The organism is Mesorhizobium sp. M9A.F.Ca.ET.002.03.1.2 (genome assembly GCF_003952365.1).
GTDB lineage: Bacteria > Pseudomonadota > Alphaproteobacteria > Rhizobiales > Rhizobiaceae > Mesorhizobium.
Genome location: NZ_CP034443.1, coordinates 6,218,267 through 6,241,610 on the forward strand (window position 1 = coordinate 6,218,267; position 23,344 = coordinate 6,241,610).

Consider the following 23,344-nt stretch of genomic DNA (forward strand, 5'->3'; position numbering starts at 1 on the left):
ATGCATGTCGCCCAAAAGTGACCTCGGTTTTGGGACAACGACATGCATAAAAACAAAACCTAAAGCGCGTCGCATGAATCCGTTTCAAAGCGATACGCTTTAGAGCGCGTTGATCTTGTCGAACATGCCTTCGGGCCAGCTCTTTGCTAGGTCCGAAGCGAGGTACTTCTCCTGGACGTGGCTGCGGAAGGCCGCGACGTCAGGCTCGTAGATCTTCAGGCCGGCAGACTTGAAGCGCTCGACGAGCTCCGCCTCGCGGGCGAGGTGCTTCTCGGTCGAGAAATCGATCGCAGCGTCCGCAGCCGCCTGGAACTTGGTCTGTTTCTCGGCGCCCATCTCGTCCCAGACCTTCTTGGACATGGTCAGCAGGTCGAAGCCGACGAGGTGCGACGTGAGGGCGATCTGCTTCATCACTTCGTAGAACTTCATGTTCTCGACGTTCGGCAGCGGGTTGTCCTGGCCGTCGACCGCGCCGGTCTGGAGGCCGGTATAAACCTCGGCATAGGCCATCGGCGTCGGATCGGCACCGAGCGCCTCACCGAGGAACTGCCATGCGTCACCGCCGGGCATGCGCAGTTTGATGCCCGCCATGTCGGCCGGCGTCTTGATTTCCTTGTCGACCCGAAGGCCGACCTGGCGCAGGCCGAAATAGGTCGGACCGAGCACTTTCACGCCGAGCTGATCCTCGGTCATCTGCTTCATCTCCGCGCCGGCATCGCTGGCGAAGAAAGCCTTGAGATGGGCGGCGTCACGGAACAGATATCCGGCGGTCAGGATCGACCAGGCGGGGATCTGGTTGGAGATGTCTTGCGGCGCGATGTTGCCCATTTCCAGGTTGCCGCGCTGGATGGCAACGAGCTCGGTTCCCTGCTTGAAGAGATTGCCGCCGTAGTAGCCTTCGAAGGTGAAGTCGTCCTTGATGGCGTCGGCGAACATTTTCATCATCTCGGCGCGGATGTCCTGCTCAGAGAACACCGCGGAGAAACGCAGCTTGGGCTTCTCTTGAGCAAAGGCCGGAAACGCCGCGGCGGTCGCCACGAGACCGGTGCCGACCAGAAACTGGCGACGGGTTGCGTTCAAAATCATGTCTTCCTCCCTGTTTCATTCTCATGGACTTGGCGGGTTTCACCCGCAGCTGCCCGTCTCGGAACGGGCGTGTCGCCGAAGGCGGCGAAGGCGGCCCTCATCCGATCGACGTCCGGCTGAATGCCGGTGAAAAGTTCGAAGGCTCGCGCCGCCTGATGGACCGCCATGCCCTCGCCGTTAAGCGTGCGGCAGCCGCATCGCCGCGCCGCGGCGAGCAGTTCCGTCTCGAGCGGGAAATAGACGATGTCGGCGACCCAGCACTCGCGCCGCAGCAGCGACGGATCGAGCGGGATGCCAGGCAACTTGGCCATGCCGACCGGCGTGGCGTTGACGATGCCGTCGGCCGTTGCCGCGGCCCCGGCAATGTCGGAAACAGCAGTCACCCGGTCCGGCCCGAACAGCGATCCGAGCCGCGCGGCGAGCGCCGCCGCCCTTGCATGCACGATATCGCCGACAAGCAGGTGCCTGACGCCGAGCTCGAGCAGACCATGAGCCACCGCCGCGCCCGCCCCGCCGGCTCCGAGCAGCAGGACGCTGTCGCGCGGCGCTCCCGCCATGCCGCGCCGGAAACTCTCCATGAAACCCCACCAGTCGGTGTTGTGGCCGATCCGGCGGCCGCCACTGAGCACGACGGTGTTGACCGAGCCGAGCGCCGACGCGGACGCCGACACCTCGTCAAGCAGCGGAATGATCTCCTGCTTGTAAGGGAAGGTGACGTTCAGTCCGTCGAACCCGAAATGCCCGGCGAAAGTGAGGATGTCTTCCAGCCGGAGCGTGCCGTCGCCCATGCGGTCGGCGTCGAGAAGCCGGTAGATGTAGGCGATGCCCCGCGCCCTGCCCTCCGCCTGATGCATCGCCGGCGTGCGCGACAGTTGAATGCCGCGCCCGACCAGGCCCACCAGCATACGCTGTGGATCGGGAGCCGTATCTCGATTATCCGCTACTGCATCGGCGGCAAATGACGTCAGTGCGACCTCCCGGATGTCGGTCTTGCCAGCAAGCTCCTCCCGACATCCGCACTTTGTACCGTTTGGTTAATTTCGTCAACAGCTTTGTACGAGCCGGTTAATTTGCTAAGTAAGCTGCGTCGCAGTACCCCGCGCGGGAGGACAGGCCTGTTATGGACGACAAACCGGTAAACGGACGAAGCGGCTGGAAACAGGACCCCGCGGGCGTGCGCAATAACATCCTTGCCGTGGCGATGGCGGAGTTTGCCGCGAACGGCCTCTCGGGGGCACGCATCGACGATATCTCAGCCAAGACGAACACGTCGAAGCGCATGATCTACTATTATTTCGGCGACAAGGAGAGGCTGTATGGGCGGGTCCTGGAAGAAGCCTATCGCGAGGTCCGTGCCGGCGAACAGGAACTGGAGCTCGACCACCTGCCGCCAGTCGAGGCTTTGAAACTGCTCGCGGAATTCACCTTCGACCACCACAGCCGCCACCCGGACTTCATCCGGATCGTCATGATCGAGAACATCCACCACGGCGCCTATCTGGAACGATCCGAACTGATCCGCCTGCTGAATGCCGGCGCCATACAGAAGCTGGAGGCGATCTGCCGACGTGGCCGCGAGATAGGTCTGTTTCGCGACGACGTGACGCCGCTTCAATTGCACTGGCACATCAGCGCAATGAGCTTCTTCAATGTCTCCAACAGCGCCACCTTCTCGCGCATTTTCGGCACGGACCTTTTCAGAGCCGACGGGCAGGAAGCCCTCAAGAAACAAATGGTGGAAATGGTGGTCGGCCTTGCGCTGAAGCCGGAACGGCGCTTGCGCTGCTGATCGTTGCTGGGTCGGACGACATCACCACGGCTGGGATGGGAAAGTAGCTGTTGGGTCTCCAAGTCGTGTAATGTTGTTGTAGCCGCGATTGTACCAGCCAAATTCCAGCAGTTCCGTTCCGCGCCTCTCGGCGAACTCGCTTCGCGAGGGACACTTACTTTGGTCAAATCGATCGCAAAGGTCTTATAACGCGCGCCATGAGGGGGTCGCACATTCTCAACTTGCCTTTGGTCTAACGCATGACGGCGCGCAACTCTGACTGGAGCCCGCGTAGCGCGGACAGATAGAGTGGCACCAGTTCCGCCGCGCCGACCTGAGTTGCCGGGACGCCGACATTGACCGCCGCGACCACTGTGCCCTGCATGTTGAACAGGGGCACGGCAATGGAGCGCAGACCCGTTTCTACCTCCTGATCGATCAGCGCATAGCCCTGGCTTCGTACTTGGGTCAGTTCGGTCAGGATAGCCTCGGGGTCAGTCAGCGTGTGTGGAGTGCGCGCGGGCAGCGGAGTGGCGGCAAGCAACGCACGGGCTTCGGCCTCCGGAAGGGCAGCAAGCAGCACCCGGCCCATCGAGGTGCAATAGGCCGGCAGGCGGGAACCCGGCATCAGAGTGATCGACATCACTTTCTTCTGTGCGGCGCGCGCCACATAGACGATGTCGGGGCTATCGAGCATGGAGACAGAGGAGCTTTCGCCCAGTTGCTCCGACAGACTGTCGAGCAACGGCTGTACCAGTTGGGGCAGCGGCATGGTGGCAAGACATGCCGTGCCGAGCCGCAGCACACGCGGTGTCAGAGTGAAGAACTTCCCGTCGTAGTCGGCGTAGCCGAGATGTGCCAGCGTCAGCAGGCAGCGCCGCGCAGTGGCCCGGTCGAGCCCAGAGGCGGCCGACACCTCCGAGATCGATTGGCGCGGGCGCTGGGCGGTGAAGGTCTCGATCGCCGCCAACCCCTTGGCCAGTCCGCCCATGATGTCGCGTTCCCCTGCGGTCATGACCGGATCTCCGCTTTGTGCGATATCTCAACAAATCTCTTATATCGCACAAAATTTCTTGCGGATAGGCTCGTGCTTGCATTTATTGGCCGCACGGTCGAGCGACGGGCTTGCTCGACCAGAAAGGATGCTGACATGGACAAGACAGTCGCCGATCTGGCCGAAGCCGTGGCCGGCATCGAAGACGGCATGACGGTGATGATCGGTGGTTTCGGCGGCGCTGGTGCGCCCATCGAGCTGATCCACGCCCTGATCGACCGCTTTCGCGCTACCGGCAGCCCAACGGGGCTGACTGTCATCAACAACAATGCCGGCAATGGCCGCATCGGCATCGCCGCCATGATAGATCGCGGAATGGTGGCGAAGATGGTGTGCTCGTTCCCGCGCTCGTCCGATCCGCGCGCCTTCACCGAGAAATATCTGGCCGGCGAGATCGAGCTGGAACTCGTGCCGCAGGGTACGCTGGCCGAGCGCATCCGCGCCGGCGGCGCGGGCATTCCGGCCTTCTACACGCCGGCCGCCTACGGAACCGATCTTGCCAGGGGAAAGCCGGTCGCCGAGTTCGAGGGCCGCAATTATGTGCAGGAGCGCTGGCTGAAATCCGACGTAGGGCTGATCAAGGCGGAACTCTCCGACCGCCATGGCAATCTCACCTATCGCAAGGCGGCGCGCAATTTCTCGCCGCTGATGGCGATGGCGGCGCGCATCACCGTGGTGCAGGCGCACAAGGTCGTCGACCCCGGCGCCATCGATCCAGAGCATGTGGTAACGCCCGGCATATTCGTCGACCGCATCGTCGAGGTGGTCGACGCCCGGCAGGAAGAGGCGCTGATCCGCGAGGGAGTGGAATACGCATGACAGCTAAGCTCACCAACGCCCAGATTGCCTGGCGGGCGGCGCAGGACATTGCGGACGGTGCCTACGTCAATCTCGGCATTGGCTTTCCCGAGATGGTCGCCAAGTTTCAGCCGCCGGGCCGCGAGGCGATCTTTCACACAGAAAACGGCATCCTCAATTTCGGTGAGGCGCCGCCCGCAGGTAAAGAGGACTGGGACCTCATCAATGCCGGCAAGAAGGCGGTGACGCTGAAGCCGGGCGCGGCGTTTTTCCACCACGCTGACAGCTTTGCTATGGTGCGTGGCAGTCATCTAGATGTAGCGATCCTCGGCGCTTATGAAGTGGCCGAAACCGGCGATCTCGCCAATTGGAGCACCGGCCCGAATGGAGTTCCGGCGGTCGGCGGGGCTATGGATCTCGTACATGGGGCAAAACGCGTGGCCGTCATCACCGACCATGTCACCAAGGACGGCCGGCCGAAGCTGATGAAGCGCTGCAGTTTGCCGCTTACGGGCGTCGGCTGCGTGACTCGCGTCTACACCAGCCTCGCCGTCATCGACATCGATGCTTCCCGCTTCGTCCTTCGCGAAAAGCTGGCAACCATCAGCCTTGACGAATTGCAACGGCTCACCGGAGCTGAGTTACGCATTGAAGGCGACCTCGCCGATTTGACGGTTCCGGAGCTCTGACATGGCCGAAGCATTCATCTGCGATTACGTGCGCACTCCAATCGGTCGCCTCGGTGGATCGCTATCTGCGGTTCGCGCCGACGCCGCAGGGTAATCCATGCGCTAACTGGGGTTTTCCAAGCGATTTGTTTTGCGCCACTCCTCGTACTCCCCGCGGGCATCGTCATGCAGAGGATAATATCGTTGCAACGGCGCGCCCTCCATGAGCTTCACTCGTGAGAACTCCTCCCAATCGTGATGCCTCTGTGATTCTTCGATCACCTTTGCGGCCATTGCGACGGGAAGCACTACCACCCCGTCGTCGTCGGCGACGATGATGTCGCCGGGGATCACCGTGACACCGCCGCAGGCAATCGGAACGTTGACGGCATTGGGATAGATGCTGGTCTGCACATGATAATTTGGCGTCCAGCCGCGCAGCCATAGCGGCAGATCGAGCTTTTCGACATTGGGCCGGTCGCGCATGCACCCGTCGATGACGATACCCGCGCCGCCCCTGCCCTTGAAATATGTCGACATCATATCGCCGAAGACGCCCGAGCTCATATCGCCGCGCGCATCGACCACGACCACATCGCCCTCCTGCGCGTGATAGAGCACGTGCCGGTGCAATTGCGTCTCCGGATCGGCATATTCTCCCTCGGTGAACAGGTCCGGCCGCTGCGGGAGGAACTGCAGCGTCAGCGCCGGCCCGACGATCGACTTCCCATGGTTCTGCGCCACCGGGCCGACCATATGCGGATTGCGGAAGCCCATGTGGCCAAGCGTGCCGGCCACCGTTGCGGCGCCGATCTCCCTGAGTGCGTCGACTAAGTCCTTAGGAGGCCTCGTGATATCGGGGATGTGCGTCATTGTGGACTCCGGTTGAAAGGGAACTACCAGTTGGTAACAGAACCGTCGCGGCGCTTAAGGTGAGGCGCTTCCCAGAAACGCAGGCTCTGCGCCTGGACGGCCTTTTCGTTGACCTCGACGCCGAGCCCCGGCAGGTCGCTGACCGGATAATCGGGGCCGTCGAGCCGTGGCTGCACGGGGAAGAAGTCGGAATTGTCGAAGCCCAGATTTCTTTCGGGCTCCCTGGTCTCAAGCCACGCGAAGTTGGGTACCGCGCAGGCGAGATGCACGGTCGCGGCCGTGCACACTGGACCAAGGGGATTGTGCGGCATCAGGTCCACATAGTGCGCCTCGCTCCAGCCAGCGACTTTCATCGCCTCGGTGAGCCCGCCGACATTGCAAACATCGAGCCGGTTGAACTGGTGGATGCCGCGCTCGATGTAGGGCAGGAACTGCCACTTGCTGGCAAATTCCTCGCCGATGGCAAAGGGGATGTCGGTCATCGTACGCAGGGATTCGTAGGCTTCCGGTGTCTCGTCCCGTATCGGCTCCTCGATGAAATCAAGTACGCCGCGGCCGAGCTTGTTGCAGAAGCTCGCCGCCTCTGCCACCGACAGCCGGTGATGATAGTCGATGCCGAGGACGACGTCGTCGCCCAGCGCCTCGCGTGCCTTGTTTAGCATGTTCGCGGTAGCGCCGATCGACTCGCGCGGCTCGAAGATGTCCCTGCTGTTTTGCCCGACGGGAAAGAGGCGGATCGCCTGCCACCCCTGTGTACGCAGTTCGCGGGCTCGTTCGATGGCAACATCGCCCTCGGCCTCGTCGCCTGTCGAGGCGAAGGTGGGGACCCGGTCGCGCTGCTTGCCGCCCAGCAGTTCGTAGACCGGCACCCCAAGCGCCTTGCCCTTAATGTCGTGAAGGGCGATGTCGATGGCGGAAATCGCCGCCTGAAGAACGCGCCCGCCTTCGAAGTATTGGCTGCGATAAACCTCCTGCCAGATCCGGCCGATCTGCATCGGGTCGCGGCCGATGAGAAACTCGCGATAGTGCTCGACCGCGCCGGCCACGGCCCTCTCGCGACCGCTCAAGCCGCTCTCGCCCCAGCCGAAGATGCCCCGGTCGGTCTCGACTTTGACGAGCATCTGGTTACGTGTCCCTACCCATATCGCATATGGCTTGATCGCGGTGATCTTGAGCTTCTCAGTCATCTAGCCACGGTTCCCAAACGAACGCGCCCTGCCTCAGTTGGCCTTGAGGGCCATTTCAGTTTCGCCGTCGAACAGATGCATCCGCTCCTGATCGAACTCGAGCCAGATCTGCTCGTCGGGCGCGACGGCGACGTTGGGGGACACGCTGATGTTGACGATGGCGCCGGAGAGGAACGCCTGGACGAAGGTGACGTCTCCGGTTGGTTCCACCGTATAGGCCTTGGCCGGAATGGCACCGGGGACCGCGCTCTTGTGCAGCTTGATCGTCGAGTGTCGCGCTCCGAGCACGACCTTCCCAGTCGTTGCTCTCGCGACCTTCTGGACGTTGCGCGGCGAGAGCTGAAGGCTCCAGCCCTCCGCGCTGGTCAACACAGTGCTGCCGTTTGCCGTCGATGCCTCCAGCGGAATAAGGCTCATCGCCGGGCTGCCGATGAAGCTGGCGACGAACATGTTCACCGGATGGGCAAAGACCTGCGCCGGCGAATCGTATTGCTGCAGATAGCCGCCGTTCATCACGGCCATCCTGTCTGCCATGGTCACGGCCTCGAGCTGGTCGTGCGTCACATAGATGATTGTCGCCTTCAGGTCCTGATGGAATCGCTTGATTTCGGACCGCATCTGCACGCGCAGCTTTGCGTCGAGATTGGAGAGCGGCTCGTCCATCAGGAAAACCGCCGGGTCTCGAACGAGGGCGCGGCCTAGTGCCACGCGCTGCTGTTGCCCGCCTGAGAGTTCACGAGGCTTGCGCTCGAGGAGTTCGGTCATGTCGAGCACGCGTGCCGCTTCCTTGACCTTCTTGTCGATCTCGTCCCTGGGCAGCTTGCGCATCTGCAGCGGGAACGCCAGGTTCTTGTAGACCGATTTCTGCGGGTAGAGCGCGTAGTTCTGGAACACCATTGCGATGTCGCGGTCCTTGGGATCAAGGTCGTTGACCACCCGGTCCCCGATGACGATGTCGCCCGATGTGATCGGGGTCAGCCCCGCAACGAGATTGAGCGTGGTTGTCTTGCCGCAACCTGAAGGCCCGACGAGCGCGACAAACTCACCGTCATTGACCGTCAGCGAAACGTCGTTGACGGCTTTGAAAGTGCCATAGGTCTTGACGAGATCTTTGAGGACCACGTGGGCCATCGGCAACTCCCTAGTGCTTGACCGCGCCTTCCGTTAGGGCGCGTACGAAGTATCGTTGCAGGACGAGGAAAAGCACCACGACGGGCACGCTCATCATAAAGCTGGCGGCCATCAGGCCTGGAAAGTCCGTCGTATTTTCCGAGAAGAAGCGCTGGATGCCGACTGGCAGGGTCAACTGGTCGTTCTTGGAGAGGAAGGTGTAGGCGTAGATGTACTCGTTCCACGCGCCGATGAAGGAATAGATCGCGGTAGCGATGATCCCCGGCGTCGAGAGCGGCATCACGATCAGGATGAAGGCCTGGAACCGCGTTGCGCCATCGATGCGCGCCGCCTGCTCGAGCTGCACCGGGATGTTGTCGTAAAAGCCCTTGAGCAGCCAGATCGCCAGCGGCAGGCCGAAGGTGAGATAGGTGAGAATCAGCGAGCCATGCGTGTTCATCAGCCCGAGCACGCGCATCAGGATGAAGAGCGGCACGAGAAAGATCACCGCCGGGAACATGTTGCGCAGCAGCACGGCGAAGAACAGGAAGTTCCGGCCGGGGAAACTGAAGCGCGAAAACGCGTAGGCCGCGGGAACAGCCACGATCACGGAAAGGATTGTCGTGACGGTCGACACGAAAAGGCTGTTCCAGAAAAAGCGGAGGAAGTCCTGGCCGACGCTGTTCTGCGGATCGAGCAGCTTCTGGTAGCTGGCGAGGGTAGGCTCGTCCGGCCACCATTGCGGCGGGAACTGCGTCGCCGCGAACCCGGACTTGATCGAGGTGATCAGCATCCAGATCATCGGCACCGCGGTGTAAAGCAGCATGAACACGAGGAAGAGGCGCCCGGCCCACCGCCATCCGTCGACCCGCATGTGGCGACGGGTCCGGCCCCTAAAGGCTGTCTCTGCAATCGTGCTCATGAGCTCCCCTCTTTCCGCTCGTTGCCGCTTAGCGCACGGACGTAGAAGTAGCCCAGCGTCATCAGGATGAGGAACAGGAGCACCGAATAGGCCGATGCCACGCCCCAGCGCTGCCGGCCGAAGGCGAGTTCGTAAATGTGGGTTATCCAGATATGCGATGCGTTCGACGGCCCGCCGCCGGTCATGATCCAGGGGATGATGAAGGAATTGAAGTTGGCCACTGCAAGCAGCAGGATGGTCACCACCGAGACGTTGCGCAAATGCGGGAAGGTGACGTGCCAGAAGCGCTGCCATGCATTGGCCCCGTCGACTTTTGCGGCGCGCAGCAACTGGTCGGGGACTGTCTGCAGGCCGGCCATCATCATGATCATGGCAAACGGAAACTCGCGCCAGATATTGACGATGATCAAGGAGGGCAGCACCGTGCTGACGTTGTCGATGAAATTCGGCGGCCGATCGGCCAACCCGAGGCCGACGAGCACCGCGCCGATGATCCCGAAGTCCGAATGGTAGATCCACTTCCAGATATAGGAGGCGGCGACCGCGCTGATGACCCAGGGAATGATCAGGGTGGCGCGCAAGACACCACGGCCGATAAAGTCGCGGTGGAGCGCCAGCGCCGTGGCAAACCCGAGGACAAAGGAGATCAAAGTGGACCCCAGTGTCCAGATCAGAGTGTTCCAGGTGACTGCCCAGAACACCTCGCTGGTGAGGATGGTCGTGTAGTTGTCGAAGCCGATGAAGGTCTTGTCACGGAGCTGCAGCCCAGGCGGCGTCTTGAAGAACGACAGCTCGATCGTGTAGTAGATCGGATAGGCGATGACGATGAGCATCACGGCGATCGCGGGAAGCACGTACGCGTAGTCGGCGCGATGCTCCCAGATACTCCGCAGCACGCCGGATCTACCGGGTTGCAATGTTCGGCGAGCCTCGGCCTTGCCGGTCACGATCGTCACTGTGGCGTGCCCTTGTTCTTCGGAACGAAACCGGCTGCACTATCGGCGCAGCCGGTCAGATCACAGGTCAGGCTTGGACTGGAGCAATTCCAGGAAAAGTGTGAAACGGTTTTCCGTCCGGAATTGCGTCAAAACAAACGGATAGAGCAGTTCACCGTTTCCGTGAAACGGTGAATTGCTCTTACAGTCCGCCCATCAGCTCTTTTACCCTCTTGGCCGCGTCGTCCGCTGCCTGGTCGACGGTCATCGCTCCGGTCAGGGCATTCTGCAGCATGTCCGGGACGATGATGTTCATGATCTCGGGGGCCTGCGGCAGCGCTGGGAACGGGATGCCGTATGGCAGCATCGAGGTCGTGACATCGAGGAACTCGATGTTGTCGAGACGTTCCTTCATCCATTTGGTCTTGAAGCCGTTAAGGTTGCCCGGGTTCGAGCCGGCGTAGGCCATCTTCAGCGACCATTCAGGGCTCGTCCACATGCAGATGATAGCCTTTGCAGCCGGCTCGTCTACCTTGCCGCCCTCGACATATTCGGGCTTCAGGATGTGAATGTTCGAGCCGCCGAACACGACGGCGCGCTTGCCGTCGGGGCCAGTCGGAATCAGGCCGTAGCGCATGTTGTCGATGACGGTCTGCGCCTTGTCCTTGTCGGTGCCCGTCGCCTTCTTCTGCAGGTCGAGCATCACGTCGTAGTCGGACGGGTGCGAGATCATCATGCCAAGCTGGCCGGCGACGAACAGGGGTTGGTTATCGGCCTGCTGGTTGGTGAGTGCCGAAACCGGAACCGACTTGTCGCGAACATACATGTCGTACGAGGCTTGCAGCGCCGCCTTGCTCTGCGGGCTATCGAGCTCGACCTCCTCATAGGTCGGGTTCGCGGTGGCTTCGTCGAAGACGCCGCCGCCATAGGCCCACAGCTGTGGCATGAAGCGGTACGGCGTATTGCCGGCATTCTTGCGAGCCACGAGGCCGTAGCCGGCAATGCCGAGCTTGTCGTGGATCTGCTTGGAATATTTGACGACGTCGTCCCAGGTTGCCGGCGGCTTGTCCGGATCGAGGCCCGCCCGCTTGAAGATGTCGGCGTTCCAGATGAACGCCATCGTCTCGTTGTTGGTCGGAATGCCGTAGGGTACGCCCTCCCAGGTCACGGCCTTCATGGCGCCGGGCCAGAAATCATCGGTGGAATAGCCCACATCCTCGGGTTTGAGCGGCTCCAGATAGCCCTTTGACGCGAACTCGGTACCACCCAGGATTTGCAGGCGGACCGCCATCGGCGCGGCATTGCCCAGGAGCGCCGTGCGGAACTTGTCAAGAAGGTCGTTATAGGTGAGGGCTTGTTCCTCGAGCTGGATGTTCGGATAGGTCTTGCGGAAGGTGTCGAAGAAATCCTTGTAGTACTGGCGCAGGAGGTCGGGGTCGCCCTCGAACACGCCCTGATACCAGAAAGTCAGTCGCCCCTTATAGTCGAGCGGGGTGACCTTGGCGCAATCGGCCGCCGTGTCAAAATTCTGTGTGCCCGCGATGGAGCGCACATATTCCGGCGACCACTTGCTCAGGTCGACCGGCGGCGCACCCAGCGCCGATGTGGACATCAGCGATGCCATCAAAACAGTGACGACAGTGCCGCGCAGGACCGCACTGCCGAGTGTAATCCTCGTCATAGGTATCCTCCTGGTTCTCCCATGCCGCTCTGCACCGAGGCAAGCGGTCCTTGCTTGTTTGATCGCCGGGATGCACCTTTCTGTTCTATGTATCCCTTCGATCAATTGATACGTTTTCAGATCGTGGATTGCCTGTCAACGCGTTGGATCGTACATTGTTTGGAGAATCCGTGCGTGATATCGGGCAGTGCGTGTATGATAAAGGAGCCGGCCTTGGCCGAAATAAGCGATTTCAAAGCCATGCCACCTGTGGGGATTGATCCCATCGGGGCCTCCAGCGAGGGCGCCTCGCTTTATGAACGGATCAGGGAAGACATCATTGAGGGACGGCTCGCCGCCAACGAACGGCTTGTGGTCACCGATCTCGCCCGGCGTCACGGCACATCGACCAACCCAGTGCGCGAGGCGCTGCAGCTGTTGCGTGGGGAGGGCTTCGTCACCTTTGTCGCCAACCGCGGGGCGCGCGTCCGACCCATAGATCAGGATTTTGTCCGGGACATCTACGAGATCGGCGTCCTGATCGAGCCGGCCCTGACGCGATGGTTTGTGAATATGGCCACCGGCGAGGACATTGCCGAACTCGAACGTATCCAGGGCCTGATCGAAGAGAACAACTTCGCCGACACGTTCAGGCACAGTGAACTGGATACCGCCTTCCACACCGTGATGTACCAGCGGCACTATAACCGCCATGCCGCCGAGCTCTGGTGGAAGCATCGCGAAGTGCTGCGAGCCGTGAGCCGGCGTTTCAATTTCACGCTCGCGCGGCGTGCTGCGATCATGCGCGAGCACCGCGAACTCATCGCGCACGTGAAGGCGGGAGAAGCCGACAAGGCGGCTGAACTCGTTTCCCGCCATGTCGAGGGTTCCGGGCGGCATATTCTCGAACAGATGCGTGCACGCAACGCCGCTCGGGCCGGATAGGACGAAGGTCCGGTCTAAAACATCGTTAGCCTGACCCTTTCAGATAAAGGTAATTGAAATGAAAATCACGAGCATTCGGCCGTGGCTGATCAAGTCCGATGCTTCCTATTGGGGCGAGTTCCTGTTCGTCGAGGTGACGACCGACGAGGGAGTGAGTGGCTGGGGAGAGATCACCACCACCACCAAGCTCGCCAACCGGGCGCTCTGTACGATCCTGCGGCAGATCGGTGTCGCCGTGGCGGGCGAGGACCCTGCGCGTATCGAGTATCTCTGGCACAAGATTTTCCGCAGCTTCACCTATATGGGCAGCCGCGGCGCGGCCGTCGAATGCGTGAGCGCCATCGATATAGCCCTCTGGGACATCCGGGGCAAAGTCCTCGGCAAGCCGATTTACGAGCTGCTGGGCGGACCAGTACGCGATGAAATCGCACTCTACACCCATCCCAACCAGGCCAAATTCACCAGCAAGGAAGCCGTGGTCCGCGAAATCTTGGACATCGTCGAGTCCGGACACACTGCGCTCAAGTTCGATCCTTACCCCCACCAGGGCCGCAGCGCCGATGGCCTGTCCCGCGAACAGCGGGACGGTTACCTCGATGGCAGCATGACCCGCAAGGACGAGCGCGAAGCCGCCGAACTCACGGCTCTGATCCGCGAAACGGCGGGGCCAGATGTCGACATTCTCATCGATGCGCATGGCCGCTTCGACGTTCCTACCGCCATTCGCCTTTGTCGTAGCCTCGAGGAAGCCGGCCAGATCGACTGGTTTGAGGAGCCCTGCCCGCCCGAGAGCCTTAACGCCCTCAAGCAGGTGCGTGAGAAGGTCAGTGTCGCTATCTCATGGGGCGAGCGCGGCCACACGAAGTGGGATTTCGTGCCGGTACTTGAGAACAAGCTCGCTGACTACGTCATGCCGGATGTCACCTGGACCGGCGGCATTACCGAGCTCAAGAAGATTTCTGCCCTATGCGAAGCCTACTATGTCCCGATCTCGCCACATGACGCCGCGGGACCGATCAACGTGGTTGCGGGAGCGCAGGTGATGATGACCGTTCCCAACTTCTACAAACTCGAAACGTCGGAGTGGAACCTGGGCAAATACGATCACCTCATCGACAGACCACTCGACAATTCGAACGGCAGCCTCAAGCTGACGCCGAAGCCTGGTCTGGGTGTTGAGATGAATCGCGACTATCTGCAGGCCCACGAGATTGAGCTGGGCTAGCAACGCTCTATGCCGGCCCAGCGTGCGGGCGACAAACCCCGCCTACCAGAACGAGGATAAGTCATGCCAAAGACGGATGGGGCCGACGAGGCGCTCAATCGGGTGAGCACGAACTCTAAGCCATCCCAGCTTCGCATCACCGACATGCGGGTAGCCGAAATCGTCGGCGCGCCGTTCACCTCAGCGCTGCTCAAGATTTACACCAACCAGGGCATCGTCGGGCTTGGCGAGGTGCGCGACGGCGCCAGCGCCACCTACGCGCTGATGCTGAAGAGCCGGCTGCTGGGCGAGAATCCCTGTGACATCGACCGGCTGTTCCGCCGCATCAAACAGTTCGGCGGCCACGGGCGGCAGGGCGGCGGCGTGTCGGCGGTCGAACTCGCGCTCTGGGATCTCGCCGGCAAAGCCTACGGCGTCCCGATCTACCAGCTGCTAGGCGGCAAGTTTCGCGATCACGTGCGCGTCTATTGCGATACGGATGCGGAGAAGCCGAGCGGCACCGAAACCGGCAAGCGCCTCAAGGCGCGCATGGAGCGCGGCTTCACCTTTCTCAAGATGGACCTAGGCTTAATGCAGATCGCCCATGTCCCGGGCGCTGTGACAGCACCGGCCGGCGCGCTCGAAGGGTTTCACGCCAATCCGCGCGGCAGGGGCGGCACGCCCGAAGAGCGCAAGGCCCGCAATCTCGCCTACGATGCGCAAAACGTGCAGCACCCGTTCACGGGCCTGCATTTCACCGAAAAGGGGATCGACCTGCTCGAGCAGTATATCCACGAGGTTCGCGAGGTCATCGGATATGAGATCCCGCTCGCCATCGACCACGTCGGCCACATCTCGCTGCAGGACGGCATACGCCTGTCGCGCCGTATCGAGAAATACGTTCCCGCCTGGCTCGAGGACGTGATTCCATGGCAGTACACGGAGCAGTACCGGCAACTTCAGGACGCCACCACCGTACCGATCTGCACCGGCGAGGACATCTACCTCAAGGAGGGCTTCGAGCCTCTCCTCAAGAGCGGCGGCCTCTCCGTTATCCACCCGGACCTGCTCACCAGCGGCGGCATCCTCGAGACCAAGAAGATCGGCGACATGGCGCAGGACCACGGCGTCGCCATGGCGATCCACATGGCCGAAAGCCCCATCGCCGCGATGGCCGCGGCACATGTGGCGACCGCGACCGAAAACTTCATGGCGCTGGAATACCATTCCGCCGATGTCGACTGGTGGGACGACATCGCCACCGGCCTTCCCAAGCCGCTTGTGAAAGACGGCTTCATCACCGTGCCCGACAAGCCGGGCCTGGGCATAGACGATGTGGTCGACGAGGTGATCAGCCAGCATCTGCAGCCCGGTGTCACGGGGATATGGCAATCCACAGAGCATTGGGACAATGAATATAGCTGGGACCGGACCTGGAGTTAGCCAGACCCCCTTGCCCTCATTCCCAAGGCTCACAGGGTCAACGACCGACCATTCGTGTCGACCTCTCCCAAGGGAGAGGCGAAGAAAGAAACGGACGAAACAATGATCTACGAACTGCGTATCTATGACTGCCTGCCGGGCAGGCTGCCGGCTTTGCTCAAGCGCTTTTCCGACCAAACGCTGGCCATCTGGGAGAGGCATGGCATCCGCCAAGCCGGGTTTTTCACCACTGCGATCGGCGAAAACAGCAATCGCCTCACCTATTTCCTCGCCTGGGAATCACTGGCCGAGCGTGAGGCGAAATGGGCGGCTTTCGTCACCGATCCGGCATGGCACAGGGCCCGGGACGAGTCTGAGCGCGACGGGCAGATCGTTGCCAATATCAGCAGCCAGCTGCTCACGCCGACAGCTTTCTCGTCTGTGAAATAGGACTGCGCCATGAAGATCACCGACCTTCGCTGTGCCGTCATCGGCAAGCACCCAATCGTCCGCATCGTTACCGATGAGGGCCTTTATGGCCTGGGCGAAGTCGAGTTCACCAAGACCTACCTCAAGCCCTGGGTCCTGCATTTTCGCGACGCGCTGATCGGCGAGGACCCGACCGACGTCGAGCGGGTGATGTTGAAGATCCGCCAACGCGGCTCTTTCAAGCCCTATGGCGCGGCGGTCAGCGCTATCGAGCATGCGCTGTGGGACATTGCCGGCAAGGCCGCGGGCGTGCCGGCCTACAAACTGCTCGGCGGCAAGGTGCGCGACAAGGTGCGCGTCTATAACGGCTCGATCCGCCGCAAACGCACGGGCGACCGGCCGGAGGATTACGCCGCTGACGTCAAATGGATGATGGAGCAGCCGCAGAACTTCTTCATGATCAAGCAAGGAATCTCGTTCCACTCCAACATGAAGGACACCGTCGAGGGCTTCCATTACGGCGTGACGCAGAAGAAGGCCGGCTATCACGGTGCCATGGATCAGGGCGTGATCAGCGAGCGCGGCTTCAATCACATGCTCGACTGCGTGATCGCGATGAAGGAAGTGCTGGGCGACAAGGTCAGCCTGGCGCTCGACTGCGGCCCGGGCTGGATGCTGCCCGATGCGATCAAGTTCGCTCGCGCGGTCGAGAAGTACAATTTGATGTGGCTCGAGGACATGCTGACCGGCGACTATGTGCCGTGGGTCAATCCGCAGGCCTATCGGGAGCTGACCACCTCCACCTCGACGCCAATCCATACCGGCGAGCAGATCTACCTGCGTCATAATTTCAAGGAGCTGATCGAGACGCAGGCGGTGCGCGTCATCGGCCCCGATCCTGCCGATATCGGTGGCATCGCCGAGCTCAAATGGGTCGCCGAGCACGCCTACATGCACTCGATCCTGATGGCACCGCACGGCACCGCGAACGGCCTGCTAGGCCTCGGCGCGCTGATCAACGTGTGCGCCACCTTGCCCGCCAATTACGTGGCCTTCGAATATCCCAGCGCCTCGGACCCGTGGTGGAACGACATCGTAATCGGCCTGCCCAAACAGGTGGTGAAGGATTCGATGATCGACCTGCTGGAAGCGCCGGGGCTGGGCCTCGATATCGACGCCGAAGCAGCCAGGAAGTATCTCAGGGAAGAGGATGCGGGCTTCTTCGACTGAACCATCCTTCTTGCGCCACCCTGCACCACGCGAACCGCTTCACGCAAATTGGCATCCGGAAATGACCGTTTCGAGCCCGAAAGCGGACTGGCAGCTTCGGGGCTCGGATGGTCAGAAGCAGACCTTCAGGCGCCCTGCATGCATCGACGTGAACTGATCCGAACCCGACATTGATTCGCCCGCGCGATTGCTACCTATGTTGGCCGATACAAATTGTCTTGCCTTTTGAACCGTACGTGGCTTTGGTTTTGACGCTCATCCGCTTTGCTGAAACCGATCCATTGCTGTAGTCTGCGAATATGCGTAATTGCTGATAAACAATTTCGCTGAGGAGGGGGCGAAAGTTCATGGAGATGCAGCAGGTCCGCTATTTTCTGGCCCTGTCCAGCACCTTGAACTTCACCAGGGCAGCCGAAGAGTGCAACGTTACGCAACCTGCGCTAACACGTGCCATCAAGACACTAGAAGACGAGTTGGGTGGAGAGCTCCTTCGGCGTGAGCGTCAGCACTCACACCTGACCGAACTCGGCCGGCGTATGCTGCCCCTGCTGCAGCAGTGTTACGATGCAGCCACTTCCGCCAAGTCACTCGCCAAGGCCGTGCAAAGCAGCGATGTGGCTCCCCTCAACGTCATTATTTCCAACAGCGTCAACATTGCTCTGCTGGTTTCGCCGTTTACGGAGCTTTTCCGAGCCTATCCCGGAGTCCATCTCAAGATCAGTCGCGGCTCGCCGACCGCTGTCGTCGATGCCCTCAAGAACGGCGAGGTCGAGCTGGCAGTTGCCGGCCCGCTGGGGACAGCTTGGGATCGGCTCGACACCTGGCCGCTCTTCCAGGAAGAGATCGAGCTGGTGGTGAATTCCGATCACCCGCTGGCCCGTCGCAACGAATCCGATGTCGCGCTCAATCAGCTTACCGGAGAACCGGTGCTCAGCCGGATCGATTGGGAAACAAGCGAGGAGCTGTCGCGTCGCCTCGCTGCGAAAGGCTTCACGCCTCAGGCCGCCCATGAGGTCGAGACTGACCACGACCTACTGGCCCTGCTGGAGGCCAACGCCGGCGTGGGCTTCGTCTCCACGACAGCGCCACGGTCGCCGAGTGTCCGCAGACTCAAGCTGCGGGATGTCGACATTTCGCGCGTGGTCGCCGTCTACGCAGTCGCTGGCCGGCATCGTTCGCCAGTCGCCACGACGCTGCTCAACCTGTTGCGATCGACCGACTGGTCGCCATTTGGCGTTAGCGAGCCCGCTTGAGCGCCGCAATCAGGTCGTCGATGTCCATTCGCCGGCGGTAGTCGGGATCCACGAAGCGCTCTGTAATCCGCCCGTCCGTGCCAACGATGAAAGTCGCCGGGATCGGCAGGAACCAGCTGCTGTTGCCCTGATAGCTAGGGAGATCATAACCAACTCCCATCAACCGTTCCATTTCAGCCCCGACCCAGATAGCGAGGTTGAGTGAGAGCGCATAGCCATTGTCCATGTCGGTCAGGAATGGAAACTGGGCACCTACCGTAGCCTTCATCGCCTTCGCAAATTTGCGTCGTTCGGGCATGACCACCGCCACTTGGCCACCCAGTGCGGCAATCTCCTCTTGGACCTCTACGATCCCGATCGCATTCAAGCGGCAATAAGGGCACCAGTGACCCCGCTGGAAGATTATTACCGCCGGCCCCTGCTTCAGGAGGTCCGTCAATCCGATCAGTTTGCCGCTGTCGTCAGGCAGGAGGAAAGCTGGCATGAGATCGCCAGGCGCCGGCGCCATCGCCCCTGCCCCCTGATCCTGCAAGCGTGACACCAGGCGGTCGACCGCATCGGCAAAATCGCCGTTGAGGCGGCGAACAGCCCTTGCGACCACCTCCAGCCGCTCATTCAACGGCGCATCGAGTTCGACGGCAGCCTGCACGGACTGTTCAAGTGTCATTGTCTGGTCGTCGGCGGCCATTTCTGCTCTTTCATAGCTTGCATGCAGCCTATCATCGAAACCCCTCGGCCACGGCCATGCTTTTCTTGCATGGATTCGATGTCCTGCGTGCATCGAGCACAAGCGAGGTTCATATTCTGTTCGCTGCCTCCGCTCAATTCGTTACATCATGTTCCTGACATCCGAGGCGAAAGTAGGGAAGCCGTAGACCATGTCCGATAGCTGCGATGCCGTGATGCCGTGTTTCATGGCCAGCGCGAAAAGATGGATCAGCTCTTCGCCGGCATGGCCCACCATGTGTGCGCCGACGATCCTGTCGGTGGTCTCCTCGACAATGACCTTTGACCACGCAACGGTCTCGGCATAGGTCGTCGCCGATAGCCAGTTCTTCATGTCATTCACATGGACCTTTACGCCAAGTCCTTGTTCTTTCGCCTTGGCGTCGGTCAGACCGACGCTGGCCAGGGCCGGAACTGTGTAGACGGAAGCCGGTATATGGCCATAGTCCGGCCGGTGTCTCGGCCCATCGACGATGTTTCGGCCAACGATGCCGCCCTCATAGGTCGCTATCGGCGAAAGCTGGGGAGAATTCCACAGCGCGTCGCCGCAGACATAGACATCGGGATTGGAACGCGAGCGCAGGTGATCATCGATCTCGATGCGGCCTTCGCGATGCACGATGACGCCGGCGCCAAGATCAAGCCCCTCGACATTGGCGACACGTCCTGCGCAATTCACAACCCTATCCGCATCCACGCTGCATTCGACGCCATCCGCCACAAAGGTAACGCGCAATAGCCCCTTGGCCTTGTCGATCCGCTTGACCCAGGCCAAGGTGCGGACACGAATGCCTATGCGTTCGCTCTCGTCACGGATCTGGGCAACGGCATCGGCATCGAATCCTCCGAGCAGATGCGGCAGCGCTTCGAGGATTGTCACGTCGACACCGGCGCGCGCATAGACGTGGCCCAGTTCGAAGGCGATGACGCCGCCGCCGACGAAAACCACTGCGCGGGGCAGCACCGTGTCGTTCAGGACATCGTCGGAAATCGTGAGATGCTCGGCGCCCGGAATCGGTAGTGAACGCGGCTTCGAGCCGGTTGCGATGACGATGTTCCTGGCCTCAAGCACGCGGCCGTCAACGCTGATGGCATTGCTGCCGATGAATGCGGCCTCGCCGCAGATGACATCGACGCCGCGCTTTGCCATCAATCCGGACAGGCGGGACGGAATGTCGCGGACCATTTCCTTTTCGCGTTTGATCAGGACTCGCCAGTCGAGCCTCGGGGTATCGATCGTGATCCCGTGCCGATCGGCCCGTTCGATCTCATGGAGCGCATGGGCCGCCGCGACAAGGACCTTCTTCGGCGTGCAGCCGCGATTGGGGCAAGTGCCGCCGAGGTCGCGTGCCTCTATCATGGCCACTGACATCCCGGCAGCGCGCGTGGGCACCGTCACACCCATCCCGGCATTGCCGCCGCCGAGGATCACCACATCATATTTTTCCATCGCGCCACCTGCACATGTTCAATGGAGCTTGATCCGGGGTCTGGTGCGCCTCGCCACCACCTCGCCAATCGAATCCAGCGCGGCCTTCGCAAAGCCGTGCACCGCCGTGAGATGCATCTTGTAGAGCGAGCGATACATCAGCCGGGCAAGCAGACCTTCGATCCTCAGCCCACCAATCAGGCTGCCAAACGAGCCGTAGTCGGCGAGCGAAACAAGGGATCCATAGTCGCGGTAACGGAATTCCGGCACGGCCCGTCCCTTGAGACGCGCGGCAATCACCTTGACCAGGTGATCAGCCTGCTGATGGGCTGTCTGGGCGCGCGACGGCAAGGGATTGTTCTCGCCGGGCAGGACACAGCTCGCGCAGTCGCCGATCGCAAACACGTTTTCGTCTCCTCTGGCTTGCAGCGTCTCATCCACGACCAGGCGGTTGATGCGGTCAGTCTCGAGGCCATCGAGTCTTTTCAGAAAATCCGGCGCCTTGATCCCGGCGGACCACACGACGAGTTCGGCCGGCACAAACAGCTTCTCGCCAAGCCTGATGCCGTCCTCCGTCACTTCGGTGGCCTTGACCCCGCACCGTATCTGGACGCCGAGGTCATGAAGCAGATGTGCCGAAGCGACCGCAAGGTGTTCCGGCAAAGCCGGCAAGATGCGCGGCGCCGCCTCGACGATGGTGATGCGGATCAGCCTTTCGAAATCGATGTTGTCGAGGTTGTGCGACGCAATTTCCCGCATCGACTTGTGCAGCTCCGCCGCCAGTTCGACGCCGGTTGCCCCGGCACCAACGATGACGCAATGGAGTTGGCTTGGCGACAGCTGTTCGTATTGCGCGTTGGCGCGCAGGCATGCGTCTATCATGCGCTTGTTGAATCGGGCGGCCTGATCCGCCGTATCGAGCGCGATTGCGTGACGAGCCGCCCCTGGTGTGCCGAAATCGTTGCTAACGCTGCCGACGGCCAACACCAGCGTATCGTAGCCCAGCACACGCGGCGGTATGATCTGCCTGCCATCGTCGTCGAAGCTGGGCGCGACAAAGACCTGACGCTTGGCGCGGTCGATGCCGACAACCTCGCCGATGCGATATCGATAGTGGTGGCGACTGGCATGGGCGATGTATTCCACCGCATCGTTCGACGCACTCAATGCCCCAGACGCCACCTCGTGCAGAAGTGGCTTCCAGATATGGGTGCGATTGCGGTCGACAAGCGTGACGGAAAGCCGCCGCTTGCCGAACTTTCGGCCGAGGTGCGTCGCCAGTTCCAGTCCACCCGCACCGCCACCGACGATGATCACGCGGTGCAGCGAGCTATCCGCATGGGATGGTGTCTCCTGCAACGCGCGGAAAAGTGCGGCGTTGTTGGCGAGCACGGCTTCCGGAACCAGCCGCATTCCCGGAGTGATGATCTGCATCGGTATTCTCCGTTTCTTTCCTCGGCGACGCCGCGCTCGAACAAATCACTCTTGCGATTCGTGGACCACGATGCCTTGCAGCATGTCGACGTCGCATTCCCAAGGCTTCTCCGCGAGAACGCGCAGCCCATGCTCGTATCCTGCCTGCCAGCGCGTGCGGATGCCTGCGCGGGTGAAGTCGATGTCCTTGGTGTGGTCTTCGCCGTCGAGGCGTGGTGAAAGCAGCCTCACCAGGTGCATGACCGACGGGCAGCCATAGGACGCGAGTTCCTTGAACAGTGGATCCTCGCGCCGCTCCTCAGGGACGAGCTTTCCCATTTCGCGCACGACGTGGCGCAGACGATGTAATTGCTCCTGGCGCGCCACATGGCTCTTGCCGCGGCTGGCGTATTGAAGATCCTTTTGCCGTCCCATGACCTGCCAGATCGACTTCGGCTCCGTGCCGCGGGGTTGCCACATGTTGACCGCAAAGATCAGCGCATCGCGCCGTGGACGCGCGTCCAGCACAACCTCGATGGGCGTGTTGGAGTAGATGCCGCCGTCCCAGTAGGGCTCTCCATCGATGCAGACCGCCGGAAAGGCCGGCGGCAAGGCGCCAGAGGCCATGATGTGCGCCGGCGACAGCGTCATCTCTCGGCTGTCGAAATACTTGAGTTCGCTGGTGTTGACGTTCACGGCGCCGACGGTCAGGCGCGTGTGGCGCCGGTTGAGGTAGTCGAAATCGATCAGGTTGCCGAGAGTCCGTTTCAGCGGATCGGTGGTGTAGTAGGATGCCTTTTCGACACCCACCTCCCGGTTCACCCCGAGCAGCGCGCTCGGGTTCGGCTCGAAAAAGCCCGGTATGCCTCGCACGACTGTGCCCACATTGGCGAAGACGTTGCTTGGAAGCATCATCTGGAAGAACTCGTCGAGCGGGCTGCTCCGGCTGACGCTGTCCCAGAACTCCCGCAGCCTTGGCAGGCGGTCTTGCGGCTCGTTTCCCGCAATCAGCGCTGCGTTGATGGCGCCAATCGAGGTGCCGATGACCCAATCAAGTTCGATCCCGCCTTCGACGAGCGCCTGGTAGACGCCGGCCTGATAGGCTCCGAGAGCGCCGCCACCCTGCAGCACCAACACGGTCTGGCGCTGGACCGGACCATCGGCGATCCGGCTCGGCTCAGTCACCGGGTCTGACGTTGAGAGATTTCGGGAGATCCTGTTCATGGCTTTGT

General features: G+C 61.4%; 22 protein-coding genes. 9 read left to right on the forward strand and 13 right to left on the reverse strand.

All coding sequences use genetic code 11. The features are described 5' to 3' along the window. Positions 1-99: 99 nt before the first annotated feature. Entirely contained in the window at positions 100-1,086 is a 987-nt protein-coding gene (dctP, locus tag EJ066_RS30255; RefSeq protein WP_126043538.1) for a TRAP transporter substrate-binding protein DctP, read from the reverse strand. Next, the gene (locus tag EJ066_RS30260; protein ID WP_126043539.1) at positions 1,083-1,991 is read right to left on the reverse strand and encodes a shikimate dehydrogenase; all 909 of its coding nucleotides are present in this window, start codon (positions 1,989-1,991) and stop codon (positions 1,083-1,085) included. Before EJ066_RS30260 ends, dctP begins: the two co-directional genes overlap by 4 nt. A 215-nt stretch (positions 1,992-2,206) precedes the next feature. On the opposite strand from EJ066_RS30260, the gene EJ066_RS30265 reads away from it, so the two are divergent. Continuing rightward, complete coding sequence (locus EJ066_RS30265) at positions 2,207-2,875, forward strand: TetR/AcrR family transcriptional regulator (protein WP_126043540.1); 669 nt, start codon at positions 2,207-2,209, stop codon at positions 2,873-2,875. 232 nt (positions 2,876-3,107) lie between these two features. Here the strand turns inward: EJ066_RS30265 and EJ066_RS30270 are convergent, their stop codons facing one another. Next, the gene (locus EJ066_RS30270) at positions 3,108-3,869 is read right to left on the reverse strand and encodes an IclR family transcriptional regulator C-terminal domain-containing protein (RefSeq protein ID WP_126043541.1); all 762 of its coding nucleotides are present in this window, start codon (positions 3,867-3,869) and stop codon (positions 3,108-3,110) included. Between the two features lie 135 nt (positions 3,870-4,004). Between EJ066_RS30270 and EJ066_RS30275 the strand changes: the two genes are divergently transcribed. Together EJ066_RS30275 and EJ066_RS30280 are read left to right on the forward strand one after the other, a co-directional pair. After that, a complete protein-coding gene (locus EJ066_RS30275; RefSeq protein WP_126043542.1) occupies positions 4,005-4,727 on the forward strand; it encodes a 3-oxoacid CoA-transferase subunit A in 723 nt (240 codons plus the stop codon). After that, positions 4,724-5,395 carry a 3-oxoacid CoA-transferase subunit B gene (locus EJ066_RS30280; RefSeq protein ID WP_126043543.1) on the forward strand — a complete coding sequence of 224 codons (672 nt, stop codon included), beginning with the start codon at positions 4,724-4,726 and terminating at the stop codon, positions 5,393-5,395. The genes EJ066_RS30275 and EJ066_RS30280 overlap by 4 nt, the downstream gene beginning before the upstream one ends. Positions 5,396-5,497: 102 nt before the next feature. Here the strand turns inward: EJ066_RS30280 and EJ066_RS30285 are convergent, their stop codons facing one another. The 6 genes from EJ066_RS30285 to EJ066_RS30310 all read right to left on the reverse strand — a co-directional run bounded on the left by EJ066_RS30285 (position 5,498) and on the right by EJ066_RS30310 (position 12,082). Further along, positions 5,498-6,247 carry a ribonuclease activity regulator RraA gene (locus tag EJ066_RS30285; RefSeq protein ID WP_126043544.1) on the reverse strand — a complete coding sequence of 250 codons (750 nt, stop codon included), beginning with the start codon at positions 6,245-6,247 and terminating at the stop codon, positions 5,498-5,500. A 23-nt stretch (positions 6,248-6,270) separates the two neighbouring features. Beyond that, the gene (locus EJ066_RS30290) at positions 6,271-7,434 is read right to left on the reverse strand and encodes a mandelate racemase/muconate lactonizing enzyme family protein (protein ID WP_126043545.1); all 1,164 of its coding nucleotides are present in this window, start codon (positions 7,432-7,434) and stop codon (positions 6,271-6,273) included. Between the two features lie 33 nt (positions 7,435-7,467). Continuing rightward, a complete protein-coding gene (locus tag EJ066_RS30295) occupies positions 7,468-8,565 on the reverse strand; it encodes an ABC transporter ATP-binding protein (RefSeq protein WP_126043546.1) in 1,098 nt (365 codons plus the stop codon). Positions 8,566-8,575: 10 nt separating this feature from the next. Beyond that, positions 8,576-9,466, reverse strand: a complete 891-nt coding sequence (locus EJ066_RS30300) for a carbohydrate ABC transporter permease (RefSeq protein WP_126043547.1) — start codon at positions 9,464-9,466, stop codon at positions 8,576-8,578. Then, a complete protein-coding gene (locus EJ066_RS30305) occupies positions 9,463-10,422 on the reverse strand; it encodes a sugar ABC transporter permease (protein WP_126043548.1) in 960 nt (319 codons plus the stop codon). The genes EJ066_RS30300 and EJ066_RS30305 overlap by 4 nt, the downstream gene beginning before the upstream one ends. Before the next feature lie 181 nt (positions 10,423-10,603). Further along, on the reverse strand, positions 10,604-12,082 hold the full coding sequence (locus tag EJ066_RS30310) for a sugar ABC transporter substrate-binding protein (RefSeq protein WP_126043549.1): 1,479 nt from the start codon (positions 12,080-12,082) through the stop codon (positions 10,604-10,606). Between the two features lie 213 nt (positions 12,083-12,295). Between EJ066_RS30310 and EJ066_RS30315 the strand changes: the two genes are divergently transcribed. From EJ066_RS30315 to EJ066_RS30340, 6 genes are all read left to right on the forward strand, one after another. Next, the gene (locus EJ066_RS30315; protein WP_126043550.1) at positions 12,296-13,006 is read left to right on the forward strand and encodes a GntR family transcriptional regulator; all 711 of its coding nucleotides are present in this window, start codon (positions 12,296-12,298) and stop codon (positions 13,004-13,006) included. 58 nt (positions 13,007-13,064) lie between these two features. Then, positions 13,065-14,231: a mandelate racemase/muconate lactonizing enzyme family protein gene (locus EJ066_RS30320; protein WP_126043551.1), complete on the forward strand. Its 1,167-nt coding sequence runs from the start codon at positions 13,065-13,067 to the stop codon at positions 14,229-14,231. 63 nt (positions 14,232-14,294) lie between these two features. Next, positions 14,295-15,653 (forward strand): mandelate racemase/muconate lactonizing enzyme family protein, encoded by a 1,359-nt coding sequence (locus EJ066_RS30325; protein WP_126043552.1) that lies wholly within the window; start codon positions 14,295-14,297, stop codon positions 15,651-15,653. Positions 15,654-15,755: 102 nt separating this feature from the next. Then, entirely contained in the window at positions 15,756-16,082 is a 327-nt protein-coding gene (locus EJ066_RS30330) for an NIPSNAP family protein (protein WP_126043553.1), read from the forward strand. Positions 16,083-16,091: 9 nt separating this feature from the next. Further along, positions 16,092-17,291 carry a mandelate racemase/muconate lactonizing enzyme family protein gene (locus EJ066_RS30335; protein WP_126043554.1) on the forward strand — a complete coding sequence of 400 codons (1,200 nt, stop codon included), beginning with the start codon at positions 16,092-16,094 and terminating at the stop codon, positions 17,289-17,291. Positions 17,292-17,638: 347 nt separating this feature from the next. Next, a complete protein-coding gene (locus EJ066_RS30340) occupies positions 17,639-18,544 on the forward strand; it encodes a LysR family transcriptional regulator (RefSeq protein WP_126043555.1) in 906 nt (301 codons plus the stop codon). Here the strand turns inward: EJ066_RS30340 and EJ066_RS30345 are convergent. From EJ066_RS30345 to EJ066_RS30360, 4 genes are all read right to left on the reverse strand, one after another. Then, a complete protein-coding gene (locus EJ066_RS30345; protein WP_126043556.1) occupies positions 18,528-19,232 on the reverse strand; it encodes a peroxiredoxin-like family protein in 705 nt (234 codons plus the stop codon). The genes EJ066_RS30340 and EJ066_RS30345 overlap by 17 nt on opposite strands. A 141-nt stretch (positions 19,233-19,373) precedes the next feature. Then, positions 19,374-20,720, reverse strand: a complete 1,347-nt coding sequence (locus tag EJ066_RS30350; protein WP_126043557.1) for an NAD(P)/FAD-dependent oxidoreductase — start codon at positions 20,718-20,720, stop codon at positions 19,374-19,376. 18 nt (positions 20,721-20,738) lie between these two features. Next, on the reverse strand, positions 20,739-22,133 hold the full coding sequence (locus EJ066_RS30355; RefSeq protein WP_126043558.1) for an NAD(P)/FAD-dependent oxidoreductase: 1,395 nt from the start codon (positions 22,131-22,133) through the stop codon (positions 20,739-20,741). Positions 22,134-22,178: 45 nt separating this feature from the next. Next, complete coding sequence (locus EJ066_RS30360) at positions 22,179-23,336, reverse strand: patatin-like phospholipase family protein (RefSeq protein ID WP_126043559.1); 1,158 nt, start codon at positions 23,334-23,336, stop codon at positions 22,179-22,181. Positions 23,337-23,344 lie beyond the last annotated feature (8 nt).

Coding starts and splice junctions, on each gene's coding strand:
- EJ066_RS30330 (WP_126043553.1), top strand. CDS start 15,756: ATGATCTACGAACTGCGTATCTATGACTGCCTGCCGGGCAGGCTGCCG.
- EJ066_RS30265 (WP_126043540.1), top strand. CDS start 2,207: ATGGACGACAAACCGGTAAACGGACGAAGCGGCTGGAAACAGGACCCC.
- EJ066_RS30260 (WP_126043539.1), bottom strand. CDS start 1,991: ATGCTGGTGGGCCTGGTCGGGCGCGGCATTCAACTGTCGCGCACGCCG.
- EJ066_RS30320 (WP_126043551.1), top strand. CDS start 13,065: ATGAAAATCACGAGCATTCGGCCGTGGCTGATCAAGTCCGATGCTTCC.
- EJ066_RS30275 (WP_126043542.1), top strand. CDS start 4,005: ATGGACAAGACAGTCGCCGATCTGGCCGAAGCCGTGGCCGGCATCGAA.
- EJ066_RS30325 (WP_126043552.1), top strand. CDS start 14,295: ATGCCAAAGACGGATGGGGCCGACGAGGCGCTCAATCGGGTGAGCACG.
- EJ066_RS30340 (WP_126043555.1), top strand. CDS start 17,639: ATGGAGATGCAGCAGGTCCGCTATTTTCTGGCCCTGTCCAGCACCTTG.
- EJ066_RS30295 (WP_126043546.1), bottom strand. CDS start 8,565: ATGGCCCACGTGGTCCTCAAAGATCTCGTCAAGACCTATGGCACTTTC.
- EJ066_RS30280 (WP_126043543.1), top strand. CDS start 4,724: ATGACAGCTAAGCTCACCAACGCCCAGATTGCCTGGCGGGCGGCGCAG.
- EJ066_RS30355 (WP_126043558.1), bottom strand. CDS start 22,133: ATGCAGATCATCACTCCGGGAATGCGGCTGGTTCCGGAAGCCGTGCTC.
- EJ066_RS30335 (WP_126043554.1), top strand. CDS start 16,092: ATGAAGATCACCGACCTTCGCTGTGCCGTCATCGGCAAGCACCCAATC.
- EJ066_RS30270 (WP_126043541.1), bottom strand. CDS start 3,869: ATGACCGCAGGGGAACGCGACATCATGGGCGGACTGGCCAAGGGGTTG.
- EJ066_RS30345 (WP_126043556.1), bottom strand. CDS start 19,232: ATGGCCGCCGACGACCAGACAATGACACTTGAACAGTCCGTGCAGGCT.
- dctP (WP_126043538.1), bottom strand. CDS start 1,086: ATGATTTTGAACGCAACCCGTCGCCAGTTTCTGGTCGGCACCGGTCTC.
- EJ066_RS30290 (WP_126043545.1), bottom strand. CDS start 7,434: ATGACTGAGAAGCTCAAGATCACCGCGATCAAGCCATATGCGATATGG.
- EJ066_RS30360 (WP_126043559.1), bottom strand. CDS start 23,336: ATGAACAGGATCTCCCGAAATCTCTCAACGTCAGACCCGGTGACTGAG.
- EJ066_RS30350 (WP_126043557.1), bottom strand. CDS start 20,720: ATGGAAAAATATGATGTGGTGATCCTCGGCGGCGGCAATGCCGGGATG.
- EJ066_RS30285 (WP_126043544.1), bottom strand. CDS start 6,247: ATGACGCACATCCCCGATATCACGAGGCCTCCTAAGGACTTAGTCGAC.
- EJ066_RS30300 (WP_126043547.1), bottom strand. CDS start 9,466: ATGAGCACGATTGCAGAGACAGCCTTTAGGGGCCGGACCCGTCGCCAC.
- EJ066_RS30310 (WP_126043549.1), bottom strand. CDS start 12,082: ATGACGAGGATTACACTCGGCAGTGCGGTCCTGCGCGGCACTGTCGTC.